Source organism: Pseudomonas cedrina subsp. cedrina (assembly GCF_001983175.1).
In the GTDB taxonomy this organism is placed as follows: Bacteria; Pseudomonadota; Gammaproteobacteria; order Pseudomonadales; family Pseudomonadaceae; genus Aquipseudomonas; species Aquipseudomonas cedrina.
The window spans coordinates 126,252-141,609 of sequence record NZ_MNPW01000001.1 but is presented as its reverse complement, the minus strand read 5'-3'; the positions used below and the strand labels follow the sequence as shown (position 1 = coordinate 141,609).

General features: G+C 62.1%; 17 protein-coding genes. 12 read left to right on the top strand and 5 right to left on the bottom strand.

The window, feature by feature from the left end:
* Positions 1-104 precede the first annotated feature (104 nt).
* From BLL36_RS00690 to BLL36_RS00665, 6 genes are all read left to right on the top strand, one after another.
* The gene (locus tag BLL36_RS00690; RefSeq protein ID WP_076949573.1) at positions 105-710 is read left to right on the top strand and encodes a DUF4823 domain-containing protein; all 606 of its coding nucleotides are present in this window, start codon (positions 105-107) and stop codon (positions 708-710) included.
* Between the two features lie 15 nt (positions 711-725).
* Complete coding sequence (locus BLL36_RS00685; protein WP_076949572.1) at positions 726-1,286, top strand: DUF1285 domain-containing protein; 561 nt, start codon at positions 726-728, stop codon at positions 1,284-1,286.
* A 70-nt stretch (positions 1,287-1,356) separates the two neighbouring features.
* Positions 1,357-2,070, top strand: coding sequence for a GntR family transcriptional regulator (locus BLL36_RS00680; protein ID WP_076949571.1), 714 nt, complete (start codon positions 1,357-1,359; stop codon positions 2,068-2,070).
* Positions 2,067-3,068, top strand: a complete 1,002-nt coding sequence (locus BLL36_RS00675; RefSeq protein WP_076949570.1) for an ADP-ribosylglycohydrolase family protein — start codon at positions 2,067-2,069, stop codon at positions 3,066-3,068. Before BLL36_RS00680 ends, BLL36_RS00675 begins: the two co-directional genes overlap by 4 nt.
* Before the next feature lie 85 nt (positions 3,069-3,153).
* Positions 3,154-4,620, top strand: coding sequence for a purine-cytosine permease family protein (locus BLL36_RS00670; RefSeq protein WP_076949569.1), 1,467 nt, complete (start codon positions 3,154-3,156; stop codon positions 4,618-4,620).
* The gene (locus BLL36_RS00665) at positions 4,613-5,530 is read left to right on the top strand and encodes a PfkB family carbohydrate kinase (RefSeq protein WP_076949568.1); all 918 of its coding nucleotides are present in this window, start codon (positions 4,613-4,615) and stop codon (positions 5,528-5,530) included. The genes BLL36_RS00670 and BLL36_RS00665 overlap by 8 nt, the downstream gene beginning before the upstream one ends.
* Before the next feature lie 112 nt (positions 5,531-5,642).
* Here BLL36_RS00665 and BLL36_RS00660 read toward each other — a convergent pair whose 3' ends face one another.
* The 4 genes from BLL36_RS00660 to BLL36_RS00645 form a co-directional block, all read right to left on the bottom strand.
* Entirely contained in the window at positions 5,643-6,023 is a 381-nt protein-coding gene (locus BLL36_RS00660; RefSeq protein ID WP_076949567.1) for a Rho termination factor N-terminal domain-containing protein, read from the bottom strand.
* A 50-nt stretch (positions 6,024-6,073) separates the two neighbouring features.
* Positions 6,074-6,340, bottom strand: a complete 267-nt coding sequence (locus tag BLL36_RS00655) for a hypothetical protein (RefSeq protein ID WP_076949566.1) — start codon at positions 6,338-6,340, stop codon at positions 6,074-6,076.
* Positions 6,341-6,391: 51 nt separating this feature from the next.
* Entirely contained in the window at positions 6,392-6,736 is a 345-nt protein-coding gene (locus BLL36_RS00650; protein ID WP_076949565.1) for a hypothetical protein, read from the bottom strand.
* A gap of 85 nt (positions 6,737-6,821) precedes the next feature.
* Positions 6,822-8,018, bottom strand: a complete 1,197-nt coding sequence (locus tag BLL36_RS00645) for an MFS transporter (protein WP_076949564.1) — start codon at positions 8,016-8,018, stop codon at positions 6,822-6,824.
* A 190-nt stretch (positions 8,019-8,208) separates the two neighbouring features.
* On the opposite strand from BLL36_RS00645, the gene BLL36_RS00640 reads away from it, so the two are divergent.
* From BLL36_RS00640 to BLL36_RS00610, 6 genes are all read left to right on the top strand, one after another.
* Positions 8,209-8,688, top strand: a complete 480-nt coding sequence (locus BLL36_RS00640; protein WP_076949985.1) for a GNAT family N-acetyltransferase — start codon at positions 8,209-8,211, stop codon at positions 8,686-8,688.
* A gap of 268 nt (positions 8,689-8,956) precedes the next feature.
* Positions 8,957-9,778 carry an SDR family oxidoreductase gene (locus tag BLL36_RS00635; protein ID WP_076949563.1) on the top strand — a complete coding sequence of 274 codons (822 nt, stop codon included), beginning with the start codon at positions 8,957-8,959 and terminating at the stop codon, positions 9,776-9,778.
* Positions 9,779-9,813: 35 nt separating this feature from the next.
* Complete coding sequence (locus BLL36_RS00630; protein ID WP_076949562.1) at positions 9,814-10,794, top strand: substrate-binding domain-containing protein; 981 nt, start codon at positions 9,814-9,816, stop codon at positions 10,792-10,794.
* Positions 10,791-12,290: an L-arabinose ABC transporter ATP-binding protein AraG gene (gene araG, locus BLL36_RS00625; protein WP_076949561.1), complete on the top strand. Its 1,500-nt coding sequence runs from the start codon at positions 10,791-10,793 to the stop codon at positions 12,288-12,290. The genes BLL36_RS00630 and araG overlap by 4 nt, the downstream gene beginning before the upstream one ends.
* A 17-nt stretch (positions 12,291-12,307) precedes the next feature.
* Positions 12,308-13,273 (top strand): L-arabinose ABC transporter permease AraH, encoded by a 966-nt coding sequence (araH, locus tag BLL36_RS00620; RefSeq protein ID WP_076949984.1) that lies wholly within the window; start codon positions 12,308-12,310, stop codon positions 13,271-13,273.
* A 219-nt stretch (positions 13,274-13,492) separates the two neighbouring features.
* Positions 13,493-14,296 (top strand): IclR family transcriptional regulator, encoded by an 804-nt coding sequence (locus BLL36_RS00610; protein ID WP_076949559.1) that lies wholly within the window; start codon positions 13,493-13,495, stop codon positions 14,294-14,296.
* Here BLL36_RS00610 and BLL36_RS00605 read toward each other — a convergent pair whose 3' ends face one another.
* The gene (locus tag BLL36_RS00605) at positions 14,297-15,349 is read right to left on the bottom strand and encodes an NAD(P)-dependent alcohol dehydrogenase (RefSeq protein WP_076949558.1); all 1,053 of its coding nucleotides are present in this window, start codon (positions 15,347-15,349) and stop codon (positions 14,297-14,299) included.
* Between the last annotated feature and the right edge of the window lie 9 nt (positions 15,350-15,358).

The following is a 15,358-nucleotide window of genomic DNA, read 5'->3' as shown; positions in this document are numbered from 1 at the left end:
CAAGCCAGCTCCCACATTTGCTATGTGTTGCCCTTGAGCTGGCGCAAAACCTGCATCTCACGCCCATTCGCCGGTTTTCCGTCACCGGCCTCTGGAGGATTAGGATGCGTAGTCTGGTTTTGTTGCTGGCGTCGTTGACGCTGAGTGGTTGCATGACCGTCAGCGATATGGCCGAAGGCACCCGCTATCAGATGAGCGATGCCGGCTTGCTGGACCACAGCGATACCCGTCGTACCGCCTCGATTCGCGTACAGCCGGACTCCTTTATCTTCATCGCCCAGGGCGCCTTCGTGCCACCGGGCAGTGCCTATCCACGCCCGAATGTGGTGGCTGAAGAAGCCTTCAACGGCTTCGTCGAATATTTCCCCATGGTACGCCGCGCCCGTCAGCCGCAAAGCCTGGAGCAGGCGATGTCCGAGGCCCGCGCAGCCGGTGCGCACTACTTGCTGTACTGCCGCTTCGCCAAGGCCGATGACCGTATCGGCAATGCGGATGAATGGGCCGACCAGGAGGCCCTGGACCGCCTCGGCCTGGACAACGGCGTTATCCAGATCATGTTGATCGAGACCAGCACCCAGTATTTAATTGATACCGCACGTATTCGCAGTCGTGGCGGTTTACTGACGTTTCACGACAACAAGCCAGAAGACCTGATTGCTCGCCCCCTGGCCCAATACGCCCGAGGCTTGCTGGGCATGAGTAATCAGTAAAGAACGGAGAAGCCCATGACCGATTCCGCCAAGGCCAACGACCTGCTGGCCCAACTGCCCAAAGGCAAGGGACCGGCACCGGTGCACTTGTGGAACCCGGATTTCTGCGGCGACATCGACATGCGCATTGCCCGCGACGGCACCTGGTTCTACCAAGGCACGCCGATCGGGCGCAAGCCGATGGTCAAGCTGTTTTCCAACATCATCCGCCGCGATGGCGATGATTATTTCCTGGTCACACCGGTGGAAAAGGTCGGCATTCGCGTCGATGACGCGCCGTTCGTGGCGGTCACCCTGGAGGTCGAAGGGCAGGGCGAAAGCCAGGTGCTGCGCTTTACCACCAATGTCGACGAACAGGTCGACGCCGACATCGAACACCCGTTACGGGTGGTGATCGATCCCGTCACCCAGGAACCTTCGCCGTACCTGCGGGTGCGCACCAACCTTGAAGCCCTGGTACATCGCAACGTGTTCTATCAATTGGTGGAACTGGCGGTGAGCCGTCCATTCAACGGTCAGAACTGGCTGGGTGTCTGGAGTGCCGGGGAATTTTTCCGTATTGGCCTGGAGCCCTGAGGCCGGTTTTTTCATCCGATTGAAATAATTCGCTTGCCGTGATCGCGCGCTTTCGGTTATCAATTTGTACATGATTAGACATGTCCGATTTGATAAGAAAAAACGCGTCGTCGACGAACTCATCCGCCGTATCGAGGGTGGGGTGATGGCCGATGGCTTCCTGCTGCCGGGCGAGCACCAGTTGGCCGAAGAGTTCGCGGTCAGCCGCGGTACCCTGCGTGAAGCCCTGGCTGAACTCAAGCGACGCCACTACATCGCAACCCAGAGCGGCGTCGGCTCCATCGTCACCTTTGACGGCATGGTGCTCGACCAGCGCAGCGGCTGGGCCCAGGCCCTGGCCGACACCGGCGCACGGGTGAACACCGATATCCTGCGCCTGGAAGCCGTGACTCGCCCGGACCTGTTCAGCCGTTTCGGCAGCGACCAGTTCATCGCTCTCGACCGCCGTCGCCGTACCACCGATGGCACCGCCGTGTCCCTGGAACGCTCGCTGATGCCGGCCTCCGGCGGGCTGGACAGCTTGCCGAAAGTCGGCCTGATCGATAACTCTCTGACCATTACCCTGGCGGCCTACGGTTACATAGGCGCCGAAGGCGACCAATGGATCGGCGCCGAGCCTCTCAGCGATGAAGACGCCGAACTGCTGGGTCGCCCGGCGGGCACGGTGTTCCTGAAAGCGTCGCGCACCACCTACGACCGTCGCGAACGTTTCATGGAATACGTCGAAAGCTTGCTCGACCCGCTGCATTTTCGCCTGCACCTTCAATTTGGACATTCGAAATGACTTCCCACGATCGCGCCCTCGGCGCCTTCTACGGCCTGGCCCTGGGCGATGCCCTGGGCATGCCGACCCAATCCTTGAGCCGCGAGCAGGTGCGGGCACGTTTCGGTGCCATCACTGGCCTGGAAGCAGCCGACGCCGACCAGCCCATTGCGCCGAACATGCCCGCCGGTTCCATCACCGATGACACCGAGCAGGCGATCCTGGTGGGCGAGTTGCTGGTCGAAGGCCAGGGCACGATCGAACCCGCCGTGCTGGCCCAGCGCCTGATCGACTGGGAAGCAGTGATGCGCGCCAAGGGCTCGCAGGATTTGCTCGGCCCTTCCACCAAGCGTGCGATCGACATGATCCTTGCTGGCCATACGCCGGAAGAGTCCGGGCGCTATGGCACCACCAATGGCGCAGCGATGCGTATCACGCCGGTGGGGATCGCGGCCGATGTCAGCGACCCGGTGCGGTTTATCCAGGCGGTGATCCAGGCCTGCCAGGTCACCCATAACACCTCACTGGGCATCTCCAGCGCGGCGGCGGTGGCGGCGGTGGTGTCGGCCGGCATTAATGGCGTCGACCTGGGCGAAGCGCTGAACATCGGTACCCAACTTGCCCAACAGGCGGAAGGCCACGGCCATTGGATAGCTGGCGGGCGAATCTCCACGCGTATCAGTTGGGCACGGACCTTGAGCGTCGGCAGCGGCGACAAGGCCCTGTTCGCTGACCTGCTGTATGAATTGATCGGCACTTCCGTGGCTTCCCAGGAGTCGGTGGTGGTGTCGTTTGCCCTGGCCCAGCAAGTGGCGGTGGGTGAGCTGGATGCTTTCGAGGCGCTGTGTGTGGCCGCCAGTCTGGGTGGCGACACCGACACCATCGCCGCGATTCTCGGCGCGATGCTGGGTGCGTGCCTGGGCATGCAGTGCTGGCCGCAGGGGATGATCGAGCAGGTCAAGCAGGTCAATGGCCTGGATCTGGAGTTGCTGGTTCAGGGCCTGCTCAAAATTCGATAAGCACCACAGCTCCCACATTGACCGAGTCGAGTCAGGAAGTATTTGCCAACAACCACAACAATACAGGCACCAGGAGCACCCCCACATGAGCAGCACCTCTTCCGGCCAAAGCGCCGGGCAATTGGAAACACGCGGCATCGAACCGGTTCCCGAAGGCGAGTGCAACGGCCATCCGCTGCAACTGTTCTGGGTGTGGTTCGCCGCCAATATCAGCATCCTCGGCTTGCCGCTCGGGGCGACACTGGTCGCGTTTCGCGGCCTGGCGATCTGGCAGGCGGTCATCGTGGCGATTCTCGGCGCCGCCGGCTCCTTTGCGGTGGTGGGCATCATCTCCATCGCGGGTCGTCGCGGCCGCGCGCCGAGCCTGACGTTGTCGCGCGCGATCTTCGGCGTGCGCGGCAATATCGGCCCCACGCTGGTGTCGCTGATGTCGCGCCTGGGGTGGGAAACCGTCAACACCACCACGGCGGCCTTTGTGCTGCTGTCGCTGTGTTCGATCCTGTTCGGTACGGCGGTCGAGGCCAAAAGCGCCCCGGGGCTCACGCTGCTGTTCATCGCCATTTTCGTGTTGCTGACCCTGGCCGTTTCGGGCCTGGGCCATGCCACCCTGCTGGTGATCCAGAAGTGGGCGACCTACGTGTTTGGCGCGTTGAACATTCTGGTCGGGGGCTTTCTCTGCGCCACCATCGACTGGAGCGCCGTGTTCAACGCCACGCCGGCACCGCTGAGTGCGATGATCATCGGCGTTGGCACCATGGCCGCCGGCACCGGTATCGGCTGGGCCAATGCCGGTGCCGACATGTCGCGCTACCAGCACCGCAGTGTCAAGGCGGCGCGCCTGGTGGCGTCCGCTGCGTTTGGCGCGGGCATTCCGCTGGTGTTGCTGATCACCCTCGGCGGCCTGCTGTCGGTGGGTAATAACGACCTGGCCTCGGCCACCGACCCGATCATCGCGATCCGCGACATGCTGCCGACCTGGATGGCCGTGCCGTACCTGATCACCGCCTTTGGCGGGTTGCTATTGTCCAACAACCTGTCGGTGTATTCGGCCGGCCTTACCACCTTGACCCTCGGTTTGAAGGTCAAGCGCGTGCATGCGGTGATCGTCGACATCGTGGCGATCTTCGCCGGCTCGATTTACTTCATGCTGATCGCCGACAGCTTCTACGGCCCGTTCATCACCTTCATCTCGTTGCTGGCGGTGCCGATCACGGCGTGGGTCGGCATCTTTGTGGTCGACCTGATGCATCGTCACTACTACAGTCCCAAGGACTTGCTGGACGTAAGCCCGAGCAGCGCCTATTGGTATCGCGGTGGCGTGGAGTGGCGTGCATTCGGCGCCTGGGCGCTGGCGATCGTGCTGGGGTTCAGCTTCACCACCATCGGCACCACCGCCGAGAACATCTGGTTCGCCGGGCCGTTGTCCGACTCCTGGCTGGGCCACAATGGCCTGGGCTGGATTGTCACGTTCCTGGTGGCCGGCGGGATTTATGCAGTGTTGGGCGGCGCTTCGGACCGTCGCCCAGCCTCGGTTGAGCGCGCTGATGTCTAGATTGCTGCACACCGGCCAGGTCATCGTCGACCTGGTCATGGCCCTCGATACCTTGCCCGCGACGGGCGGCGACGTGCTGGCGCGATCGGCCAGCTTCGAGACCGGCGGGGGCTTCAATGTGATGGCGGCCGCGCGACGCAATGGCCTGCCGGTGGTTTATCTGGGCCGTCACGGCAACGGCCGCTTCGGCGACCTGGCGCGTGCGGCGATGCAGGCCGAGGGCATTGAAATGGCGCTGGCGGCGAGCGATGGCAAGGACACCGGTTTGTGTGTGTCCCTGACCGAAGCCAGCACCGAGCGCACCTTCATATCCCACATCGGCGCCGAGGGTGAGTTGAGTGCCGAGGACTTGGCCACCGTGTCGCCAAAGGTTGACGATTATGTGTATGTCAGCGGCTACAGCTTGCTGCTGGAGGGCAAGGCGCAGCCGCTGATCGACTGGTTGCTGGCGCTGCCCCGCGAGATTGCGGTGGTGTTCGACCCCGGCCCGCTGGTGAAGGCGCCGGACTCGGCCTTGATGCGCGCGTTACTGCCACGTATCGACATCTGGACCAGCAATGGCCCCGAAGCCCTGGCATTTACTGGCGCTGGGGATATCGCCAGCGCGCTGCCCGAACTGGGCCGACATCTGGCCGCCGAGACCTTGCTGGTGGTTCGCGATGGGCCCAATGGCTGCTGGGTAGGGCGTGCGGGTGCGGTTGAGCACGTGCCCGGCTTCAAGGTGCAGGCGGTGGACAGCAATGGTGCGGGGGATGCGCATGCGGGCGTGTTTGTGGCGGGCTTGGCGAGTGGCTTGAGTCCGGTTGCGGCAGCACGTCGAGCGAATGCGGCCGCGGCTCTGGCGGTGACGCGCTGGGGCCCCGCGACTTCACCGGGCGCCACTGAAGTCGATGCCCTTGTGGCTGATTAAACACAATCCAAATGTGGGAGCGGGCTTGCCCGCGATAGCGGTGGGTCAGTACCGGGTAAGGTGGCTGATACTCCGCCATCGCGGGCAAGCCCGCTCCCACAGGGTTATTTGGTTACCCGGCTTTCTTCAGCGCTTCGATGAGCTCGTCCTTGCGCATGCTGGACCGCCCCGGAATATCCTTGGCCCGTGCTTCCTTAAGCAAACTCTCCTTGGTCTGGGTCCCCAGCGAAGCACCGCTGCTGCGTGGTTTTCCCTCACGGCTGGCGGCGGCGCGCTTGGCCGATTCATGCCTGTCCGTGGCTTTGCTGGCAGGCGCCTTGCGCTGGCCCGAACCACCGGCCTTTTCGCCGCCGCCGGACTGCTTGTTGACGGTGGCCCAGGCGCGGGCTTCGGCTTCATCCTTGGCCACGCCTTTGTGCTCGTAACTTTCTTCGATACGAGCGGCCTGGCGTTTCTGTTCGGCGGTGTATTTGGCTTTGCTTCCACGAGGCATCGCGATACTCCTTCCGGCCCCTTACAGCGGGGCCAGACCTGACAAATGAATTAATGAGCGCTTTCGCCCTCCAGCTTGCGCGCCTCATCCACGCCAGACGACGTCAGCTTGATGGGCAGGTTCAACGAATATTCACCGGCGTCGTCAGTGGCCACATTCCCGTCCCTGATCAGCCCGCGGTCCTGCAGGAACGCCAAGACACTGGCCACCTCCTTTTCGCCGCGGTAGTTGTCCAGCACCTCCTTGCCCAGGCCTTGCGGATGAGCGTGCAGCAGGCGGGTGAGGACTTCTTTTTCAAGGTTTCTATCGACGTTCATGCGTACCTCTTCATTAGTCAATGATCGGGTGTTCGTCTTGCGTCTGATGGCTCAAGGCGCAGGTTGTTTTGGCGCGCCCGGAACGTTTGAGTCGTCACCTTTGTTGACGCCGGGCTGGTTGACGCCTGGGCCCATCTTGCCGTTGCCGACGGCGGAGGGTGCCTGGCGCTGGGTGTCCTGGCCACGGGTGCGTGGGTCGGCACCGTTATCGATGATGGCGCCACCATTGGTGTCGAGACCGGTGCCCATCGAGTCCTGGGATTCCTGGGTGGCAGGGCTCGGCGGGCTGCCAACCGGGTCGGTCTTGCCGGTGGAAGAATCAGCGGCAAAGGCGCTCAGCGACGCGGCAGATAGCAGTCCCGTGAGGGCGAGGGCGGCAAACTTGGAATTTTTCATGAGGGTGTCTCCATATGATTAATGTCCTTACCCTCTATTGGTCAGCCTCGATTTACCGTTTGTGCCGGGGTGGCGACGAACGGTCCTATGGCAGCTGTAAGATTTTATGTGTCGATGCCCGACGCCAGATCAGCCGTGCGACGGTGATCAACCAGTTGAACACTGCCACCGCCACCAGGCTCAGCAGCAGTGACGGCAGGCCATAAGCGACGATGATGTGTCCCGCCAACAGCGGGAACCCAAACACGCCGACGAAATACGCCAAGCTGAACAGCAGCAATGCCTGGGACGTAGTGCCGGCCGGGGCTTCATTGGCCACCAGCCCGTTGATCACCGAGTATGTCAGGCCGTAGCCCACGCCCAGGGTGATCGCCGCGAGCAGATAACTGAAGGTTCCCGACACCGTGAAGGCAAACATCAGCACCGAGACCAGCATCAGCCCCGACAACACACACGCCGTCATATAGGCATCGCGCTTGACCACAAACCCGGCAATCAATAAACGACTGCTGATCGCCGCGCTCAGGAAGCCCAGGAAGAACAACGAATAGTCCAACGACTGCGCCGCCGCGTAGCTGGTCTGAAACGATGACAGTCCACCGAATACACAGCCGCCCAGGCCCACCATCAAGATCGCGAACGCGGCTTTGGAAGACAGTACCTGGCGGGTAGCCGCCCAGGAGATCTTCGCCACCGGTGCATTGCCTTGCTGCTTGAGACGGGGGCCCAGGCGCCAGAACATCACCACTGCGACCAGGCTCGCAACGGCGGCGATGTGGAAGGCGGTCGTCAGCGGCAAGCCCAACGCGTTTGCCGCCCGCCCCAGCAGTGGGCCGGCACCGATGCCACTCATCATGCTGCCTGACAGCAGCGCAAAGTACTTGGCGCGGTGCCGCGGCTCCACTAATAGGGTCACGATGATCGGCCCCAAGGTGTAGAACACGCCCCAACCCAAGCCCAGGGCCAGGCCAAACACCATCAGCCCCTGGCCGAACCCAGGTGTCAGCGCAAAGCCCAGGCACGCCACCACCAACAGCAGGCCCATGCCGGCAATCGCCCGCGCCGCGCCCAGCGCATCGGATAAATGGCCGGAGACCACCACGGCCACAAAGGTGCTCAGCATCGCCGTGGAAATCACACTGCCCGCATCGTGCTCATTGCCACCGCGTGTATGAATCAGTAGCGACAGTAGAAAGGTCGAGCCGTAAGACAACGACAGCAGAAAACTGGCAAGGCAAAACAGGGCGAACAGGTGTGTGCTCACCGGGGATTTTGAATGCATGGGGCGGCCTGGAAGTCGTTGATGTGATGCCTGGCTTTTTAGCATGCGCGCTGCTGCGGATTGTTGCGTGGTTGGTGGTGCCAGCGTTACCCGCTGACGGAGTGACGCCCCTGGGCATGATGAAATTGCACTGCAATCAGTCACAAAAGCGCCTTAATATGTGGGCTTTGACATTGCCCAAGGTTCGCCCATGACCATCGAGATTCGCCCTGCCGTGCCCAGCGATGCTGCGCAGATCCTGACGTTCATCACTGAACTGGCCGAGTACGAGAAGGCGCGGCATGAAGTGATCGCCAGCGTGGTGGATATCGAGCGCAGCCTGTTCGGCGAAGGCGCTACCGCCCATGGCCTGATCTGTTCGCGGGACGGCGTGCCGATTGGGTTCGCGGTATTCTTTTTCAGTTATTCCACGTGGTTGGGCAGCAACTGCCTGTACCTGGAAGACCTCTACATCAACCCGGAACAACGCGGCGGCGGGGCAGGCAAGAAGCTGCTGCGCCACCTGGCGAAGATCGCCTTCGATAACGGTTGCGGGCGTTTTGAGTGGAGCGTGCTCGACTGGAACGAGCCGGCGATTGCCTTCTACAAATCCATCGGCGCCCAGCCGCAGGAGGAGTGGGTGCGTTATCGCATGGAAGGCGATGCGCTGCGCGATTTTGCCCTCGGCTGAAGCACATTCCTGAAACCAGCGAAAGTCTCCTGTGGGAGCGGGCTTGTGTGGGAGCTGGCTTGCCTGCGATGGCATCCCCTCGGTGTAACTGAAGAACCGAGGTGTCTGTATCGCAGGCAAGCCAGCTCCCACACAAAGCCTGCTCCACATTACCCTTTGAAGTCTGCTCACAATATGGGATGCAAATTTATATATTGAGATATTTCAAATGATGGGTTTATAGTCGCCTGCATCAGCACTCACTGCCAAAAATAAAACAGGTGAAGCGATGCAGGCACAACCGTTGTCACTCCCCGCCGTGCCCGAGCCCACTTACGGTGAACGGCTTAAAGGCAAGGTCGTGATCATCACCGGCGCCGCCCAGGGTATTGGCGAGGCTATCGTCGCGTGTTTCCAGGCCCAGCAGGCGCGGTTGATCATTGCCGATATCCAGGCCGAGAAGGTTGAGCGCGTCGCCGCCCATTGGCGCGAACGCGGTGCCGATATCTACGCGCAGTCCGTCGATATCACGTCCAAAGAGCAATGGCAGGCGCTGGTCAATCTGGCGATTGAAAGCTTTGGCCGTGTGGATGTGCTGGTCAACTGCGCCGGCGTCAACGTGTTCCGCGACCCGCTGCAAATGACCGATGAAGACTGGCGACGCTGCTTCGCCATCGACCTCGACGGCGCCTGGTTCGGCTGCCGCACGGTGCTGCCGCACATGATCGAGCAGGGCATCGGCAACATCATCAACATTGCTTCCACCCATTCCAGCCACATCATCCCCGGCTGTTTTCCTTATCCGGTGGCCAAGCACGGTTTGCTTGGCCTCACCCGTGCCCTCGGCATCGAGTACGCGTCCAAAGGCATCCGCGTGAATGCCATTGCGCCGGGCTATATCGAAACCCAGCTCAACGTCGACTATTGGAACGCTTTCCCCGACCCTCAGGCCGAACGCCAGCGCGCGTTCGACCTGCACCCGCCCAAGCGCATCGGCCAGCCGGTCGAAGTGGCGATGACTGCACTGTTCCTGGCGACCGACGAGGCGCCCTTTATCAATGCCACCTGCCTGATGATCGATGGCGGGCGGTCTGTGATGTACCACGACTAAAACCTGCAGCTCTGAATAACAACAAGAGGTAGCTCATGTTCAAGAAGACTCTAGGCGCGGTGGCGCTGGCGATGGCATTCAGCGGTGTGGCACTTGCTGAAGAAGTGAAAATCGGTTTTCTGGTCAAGCAGGCCGAAGAACCCTGGTTCCAGACCGAATGGGCCTTTGCCGAAAAAGCCGGCAAGGAACACGGCTTCACCGTGATCAAGATCGCCGTGCCGGATGGCGAAAAAACCCTTTCGGCCATCGACAGCCTGGCCGCCAACGGCGCCAAGGGCTTCGTGATCTGCCCGCCGGACGTGTCCCTCGGCCCGGCCATCGTTGCCAAGGCCAAGGTCAACGGCTTGAAAGTCATGGCGGTAGATGACCGCTTCGTCGACGCCAAGGGCAACTTCATGGAAGACGTGCCGTACCTGGGCATGGCCGCGTTTCAAGTGGGCCAGAAGCAGGGCGCCGCCATGGCCGCCGAAGCGAAGAAACGCGGTTGGGACTGGAAGGACACCTATGCCGTGATCAATACCTACAACGAACTCGACACCGGCAAGAAGCGCACCGACGGCTCGATCAAATCCCTGGAAGAAGCCGGCATTCCCAAGGACCACATCCTTACCGCCGCGCTTAAAACCCTCGACGTGCCGGGCAGCATGGACGCCACCAACTCGGCCCTGGTCAAGCTGCCCAGCGGCGCGAAAAACCTGATCATCGGCGGCATGAACGACAACACCGTGCTCGGCGGCGTGCGTGCCACCGAAAGCGCCGGCTTCAAGGCGGCCAACGTGATCGGCATTGGCATCAATGGCACCGACGCCATTGGCGAACTGAAGAAAGCCGACAGTGGGTTCTTCGGCTCGATGCTGCCCAGTCCGCACATCGAGGGCTACAACACGGCGCTGGCGATGTACGAGTGGGTCACCACCGGCAAGGAACCCGCCAAGTACACCGCCATGGACGAAGTGACCCTGATCACCCGCGCCAACTTCCAGGAAGAGCTGACTAAAATCGGGCTGTGGAAATGACCGGCGCGGCCTTGCGTTTCAACGGCATCGGCAAGGAGTTTCCCGGTGTGAAAGCCCTGGCGCAGATCAGCTTTGAAGCACGGCCGCGTGAGGTGCACGCGTTGATGGGCGAGAACGGCGCGGGCAAGTCGACCCTGCTGAAGATACTCGGCGGGGCCTACATCCCGAGCAGTGGCTCGCTGCAGATCGGCGAGCAGACCATGGCGTTCAAGTGCGCTGCTGACAGCATCGCCAGCGGCGTCGCGGTGATCCACCAGGAGCTGCACCTGGTGCCGGAAATGACCGTGGCCGAGAACCTGTTCCTCGGGCACTTGCCGTCGCGCTTCGGCGTGGTCAATCGCAGCCAGTTGCGCAAGCAGGCGCTGGCGTGCCTCAAGGGCTTGGCCGATGAAATTGATCCCGACGAAAAGCTTGGTCGGCTTTCCCTCGGCCAGCGCCAACTGGTGGAAATCGCCAAGGCGCTGTCCCGTGGCGCCCATGTGATCGCCTTCGACGAACCCACCAGCAGCCTGTCGGCGCGCGAGATCGACCGCTTGATGGCGATCATCACGCGCCTGCGCGACGAGGGCAAAGTGGTGCTGTATGTGTCGCACCGCATGGAAGAAGTGTTCCGCATCTGCAACGCCGTTACGGTGTTCAAGGACGGGCGCTATGTGCGCACATTCGAGGACATGAGCGCGCTGACCCATGACCAGCTGGTGACGTGCATGGTCGGTCGCGATATCCAGGATATCTACGACTACCGGCCGCGTGAGCGGGGCGCGGTCGCGCTTGAAGTCCAGGGGCTGCTCGGCCCGGGCCTGCGTGAGCCGGTCAGTTTCCAGGTCCATAAAGGCGAGATTCTCGGCTTGTTCGGGTTGGTGGGCGCGGGGCGAACCGAGCTGTTTCGGCTGCTGAGCGGATTGGCGCGTACCACGGCAGGACAGCTTGAGCTGTGCGGCGAAAGCCTGCAGCTGCGCTCACCCCGCGACGCCATCGCCGCCGGCGTGCTGCTGTGCCCGGAAGACCGCAAGAAGGAGGGCATCATCCCGCTGTCCAGTGTGGCCGAGAACATCAATATCAGCGCACGCGGCGCGCATTCCGCGTTCGGTTGGTTGCTGCGCGACGGCTGGGAAAAGCGCAACGCCGACCAGCAAATCAGCGCCATGAAAGTCAAGACACCGAATGCCGAACAGAAAATCATGTACCTCTCGGGCGGCAATCAGCAGAAGGCCATTCTCGGTCGTTGGCTGTCGATGCCAATGAAAGTGTTGCTGCTGGATGAGCCGACCCGTGGCATCGATATCGGCGCCAAGTCGGAGATCTACCAGATCATCCACAACCTGGCGGCCAGCGGCATCGCGGTGATCGTGGTGTCCAGCGACCTGATGGAAGTGATGGGCATTTCCGACCGCATCCTGGTGATGAGCGAGGGCGCCCTGACCGGCGAAGTGACGCGCGACCAGGCGGATGAAGCACGGCTGTTGCAACTGGCTCTCCCGCGTTCGCGGGCTTGAAGAATTCGAGGTGAATGATGTCTGAGGTAAAAACTGCAAAGGGCTTCTGGCCGGCGTTCAACCAGCGCAAGTTCCTCGATGATTGGGTGATGCTGTTGGCTGCCCTGGGGATTTTCGCGCTCAGTGCGCTGTTTATCGACAACTTCCTCTCACCGCTGAACATGCGCGGGCTGGGCCTGGCGATTTCCACCGTGGGCATTGCCGCGTGCACCATGTTGTTCTGCCTGGCGTCGGGGCACTTCGACCTGTCGGTCGGTTCAGTGATTGCCTGTGCCGGGGTGGTGGCGGGCATCGTGATTCGCGACACCGACAGCGTGGTCCTCGGCGTTTCGGCCGCGTTGGCCATGGGCCTGGTGGTGGGGCTGATCAACGGTATCGTGATCGCCAAGCTGCGCATCAACGCGTTGATTGCAACCTTGGCGACCATGCAGATCGTGCGCGGCCTGGCCTACATCTTCTCCAACGGCAAGGCGGTGGGGGTGATGAACGAGGACTTCTTCGTCTTCGGCAACGGCCAACTGCTGGGCGTGCCGGTACCGATCATCATCACTGTGCTGTGCTTTGTGTTTTTCGGCTGGTTGCTCAACTACACCACGTACGGGCGTAACACCATGGCCATCGGCGGTAACCAGGAGGCGGCGTTGCTGGCCGGGGTGAACGTTGACCGCACCAAGATCATCATCTTCGCCGTGCACGGTTTGATCGGCGCCCTGGCCGGGGTGATCCTCGCCTCGCGCATGACCTCGGGCCAGCCGATGATTGGCCAGGGCTTCGAGCTGACGGTCATCTCGGCCTGCGTGCTGGGTGGGGTGTCGTTGAGTGGCGGCATCGGCATGATCCGCCATGTGATTGCCGGCGTGTTGATCCTGGCGATCATCGAGAATGCGATGAACCTGAAGAACATCGACACCTTTTACCAGTATGTGATCCGGGGTTCGATCCTGTTGCTGGCGGTGATCATTGACCGTATGAAGCAACGCTAAGTCCTGCCATGTGAAGATCAGCAAGTGTGTGCTGCCTTTTTGTGGGAGCTGGCTTGCCTGCGATAGCATCACCGCGGTCTGACTGAGAGACCGAGTCGTCTGCATCGCAGGCAAGCCAGCTCCCACAGAAAGCCCGCTCCCACATTTGGATCTCCACTGTGCTGAGGTTCAGCATTTGCCATAATGGCGCCGTTTTCGTACTTTCCCAATAGGTCCGCCATGCAGGAAACCCCCCACACCCCCGCCAAAGACGCTGCCCCCACCGGCACCCAGACCCTGCTGCGTGGCCTGGGCGTGGTGCAGGCGGTGGCGGCTGGCGCGCGGGATCTGAAAGAGATCGCCAAGCGCATCGGCACCACCCGCAGCACCACCCACCGCCTGGCCAGTTGCCTGGTGGAGGAGCGTTACCTGCGCGTGGTGCCGCAGGTCGGTTACCTGTTGGGGCCCAAGTTGATCGAGCTGGGTTTCCAGGCGCGCGAAGAGCTGCCGTTGGTGACCCTGGCCATCCCGTATCTGGATGAACTGTCGGCGCTGACCGGCGACACCATCCACCTGGCCATCCGCGAATACGACGACGTGCTTTACCTGCACAAGAACCCTGGCCGCTATGGCCCGGAAATGCGTTCGCGGGTCGGTCATCGCATGCCGCTGGCACGCACCGGGGTTGGCAAAGCGATGTTGCTGGACGATTCGGCCGAGGAATGGCGGCGCCTCTACGAAACCAGCTTGCCGCAGGGTGGCAAAAACCTGCAGTGGCCGCAGCACCCGGAGCAATCCTGGGCACAGTTCGAGCAGCGCATGCGTGAATACGTGGGAGGCGGTTACGCGTTCGACCTGGAAGACAACGAACCGTCGATCCGTTGCGTGGCGGCACCGGTACGCGATGCCAGCCGGCGTATTGTCGCCGGCATCAGCATCGCCAGTACCGTGCCCTACATGCCGCTGGAAAAAATGGCCGAGCTGATCCCTGTGATCAAACAGGTCGCAGCACGGCTCTCGGCGGAGTTGGGCGCGAAGGCCTGATCAGGCCTTCAGGGTCGCCATGTCGATGACGAAGCGGTACTTCACATCACCGGCGATCATGCGGGCGTAGGCCTCGTTGATCTGGCGGATGTCGAGCATTTCGATATCGCAGGTGATGCCATGCTCTGCGCAGAAATCCAGGACTTCCTGGGTTTCGGCAATGCCGCCGATCAGCGAGCCGGCCAGCACTTTACGCCCCAGCACCAGCTTGGCGGCGTTGACGGGCGGATCCACCGGTTCGATCAGCCCGACCAGGATATGCACGCCGTCAAAGCGCAGTACATCGAGATAGGGGTTCAGGTCGTGCTGCACCGGGATGGTGTCCAGCAAGAAATCGAAGTGCCCGGCGGCGGCTTTCATCTGTTCGGCGTCGGTGGACACGATCACGTGGTCGGCGCCTTGGCGGCGGCCTTCTTCGGCCTTGCTCGCCGAGCGCGTGAACAGCGTCACTTCGGCGCCCATGGCCTTGGCGAACTTGATGCCCATATGTCCCAGGCCGCCCATGCCCAGCACCCCGACCTTATCGCCGGCCTTCACGCCGTAATGCTTGAGCGGCGAGTAGGTGGTGATGCCGGCGCACAGGATCGGCGCGGCGCTGGCCAGGTCGAGCGCGGCCGGGATCTTCACCACGAAGTGTTCACTGACCACGATGCTGTCGGAATAACCGCCCATGGTGTTGCTGCCGTCGACCCGGTCCGGGGTGGCGTAGGTCATGGTCGGCCCTTCGAGGCAGTATTGCTCCAGGTCCGATTTGCACGCGTCGCAATGACGGCACGAATCGACCATGCAGCCCACGCCCACCAGATCGCCGACCTTGTGTGCGGTGACGTTGGCGCCGACGGCGGTGACCTTGCCGACAATCTCGTGGCCCGGCATCAGCGGGTACACGGCGATGCCCCATTCGTTGCGTGCCTGGTGGATATCGGAGTGGCACACGCCGCAGTAGAGGATCTCGATCGCAACGTCATCGACGCGCGGGCTGCGGCGCTGGAACGACATGGGGGCGAGGGGAGTGGTGGCCGACTGGGCGGCGTAACCGATGGCGGTGTACATGGAAAACCT

Coding starts and splice junctions, on each gene's coding strand:
- BLL36_RS00635 (WP_076949563.1), top strand. CDS start 8,957: ATGCAGGCACAACCGTTGTCACTCCCCGCCGTGCCCGAGCCCACTTAC.
- BLL36_RS00645 (WP_076949564.1), bottom strand. CDS start 8,018: ATGCATTCAAAATCCCCGGTGAGCACACACCTGTTCGCCCTGTTTTGC.
- BLL36_RS00655 (WP_076949566.1), bottom strand. CDS start 6,340: ATGAACGTCGATAGAAACCTTGAAAAAGAAGTCCTCACCCGCCTGCTG.
- BLL36_RS00665 (WP_076949568.1), top strand. CDS start 4,613: ATGTCTAGATTGCTGCACACCGGCCAGGTCATCGTCGACCTGGTCATG.
- BLL36_RS00610 (WP_076949559.1), top strand. CDS start 13,493: ATGCAGGAAACCCCCCACACCCCCGCCAAAGACGCTGCCCCCACCGGC.
- BLL36_RS00630 (WP_076949562.1), top strand. CDS start 9,814: ATGTTCAAGAAGACTCTAGGCGCGGTGGCGCTGGCGATGGCATTCAGC.
- BLL36_RS00650 (WP_076949565.1), bottom strand. CDS start 6,736: ATGAAAAATTCCAAGTTTGCCGCCCTCGCCCTCACGGGACTGCTATCT.
- BLL36_RS00660 (WP_076949567.1), bottom strand. CDS start 6,023: ATGCCTCGTGGAAGCAAAGCCAAATACACCGCCGAACAGAAACGCCAG.
- BLL36_RS00640 (WP_076949985.1), top strand. CDS start 8,209: ATGACCATCGAGATTCGCCCTGCCGTGCCCAGCGATGCTGCGCAGATC.
- BLL36_RS00685 (WP_076949572.1), top strand. CDS start 726: ATGACCGATTCCGCCAAGGCCAACGACCTGCTGGCCCAACTGCCCAAA.
- BLL36_RS00690 (WP_076949573.1), top strand. CDS start 105: ATGCGTAGTCTGGTTTTGTTGCTGGCGTCGTTGACGCTGAGTGGTTGC.
- BLL36_RS00680 (WP_076949571.1), top strand. CDS start 1,357: ATGATTAGACATGTCCGATTTGATAAGAAAAAACGCGTCGTCGACGAA.
- BLL36_RS00605 (WP_076949558.1), bottom strand. CDS start 15,349: ATGTACACCGCCATCGGTTACGCCGCCCAGTCGGCCACCACTCCCCTC.
- araH (WP_076949984.1), top strand. CDS start 12,308: ATGTCTGAGGTAAAAACTGCAAAGGGCTTCTGGCCGGCGTTCAACCAG.
- BLL36_RS00675 (WP_076949570.1), top strand. CDS start 2,067: ATGACTTCCCACGATCGCGCCCTCGGCGCCTTCTACGGCCTGGCCCTG.
- BLL36_RS00670 (WP_076949569.1), top strand. CDS start 3,154: ATGAGCAGCACCTCTTCCGGCCAAAGCGCCGGGCAATTGGAAACACGC.
- araG (WP_076949561.1), top strand. CDS start 10,791: ATGACCGGCGCGGCCTTGCGTTTCAACGGCATCGGCAAGGAGTTTCCC.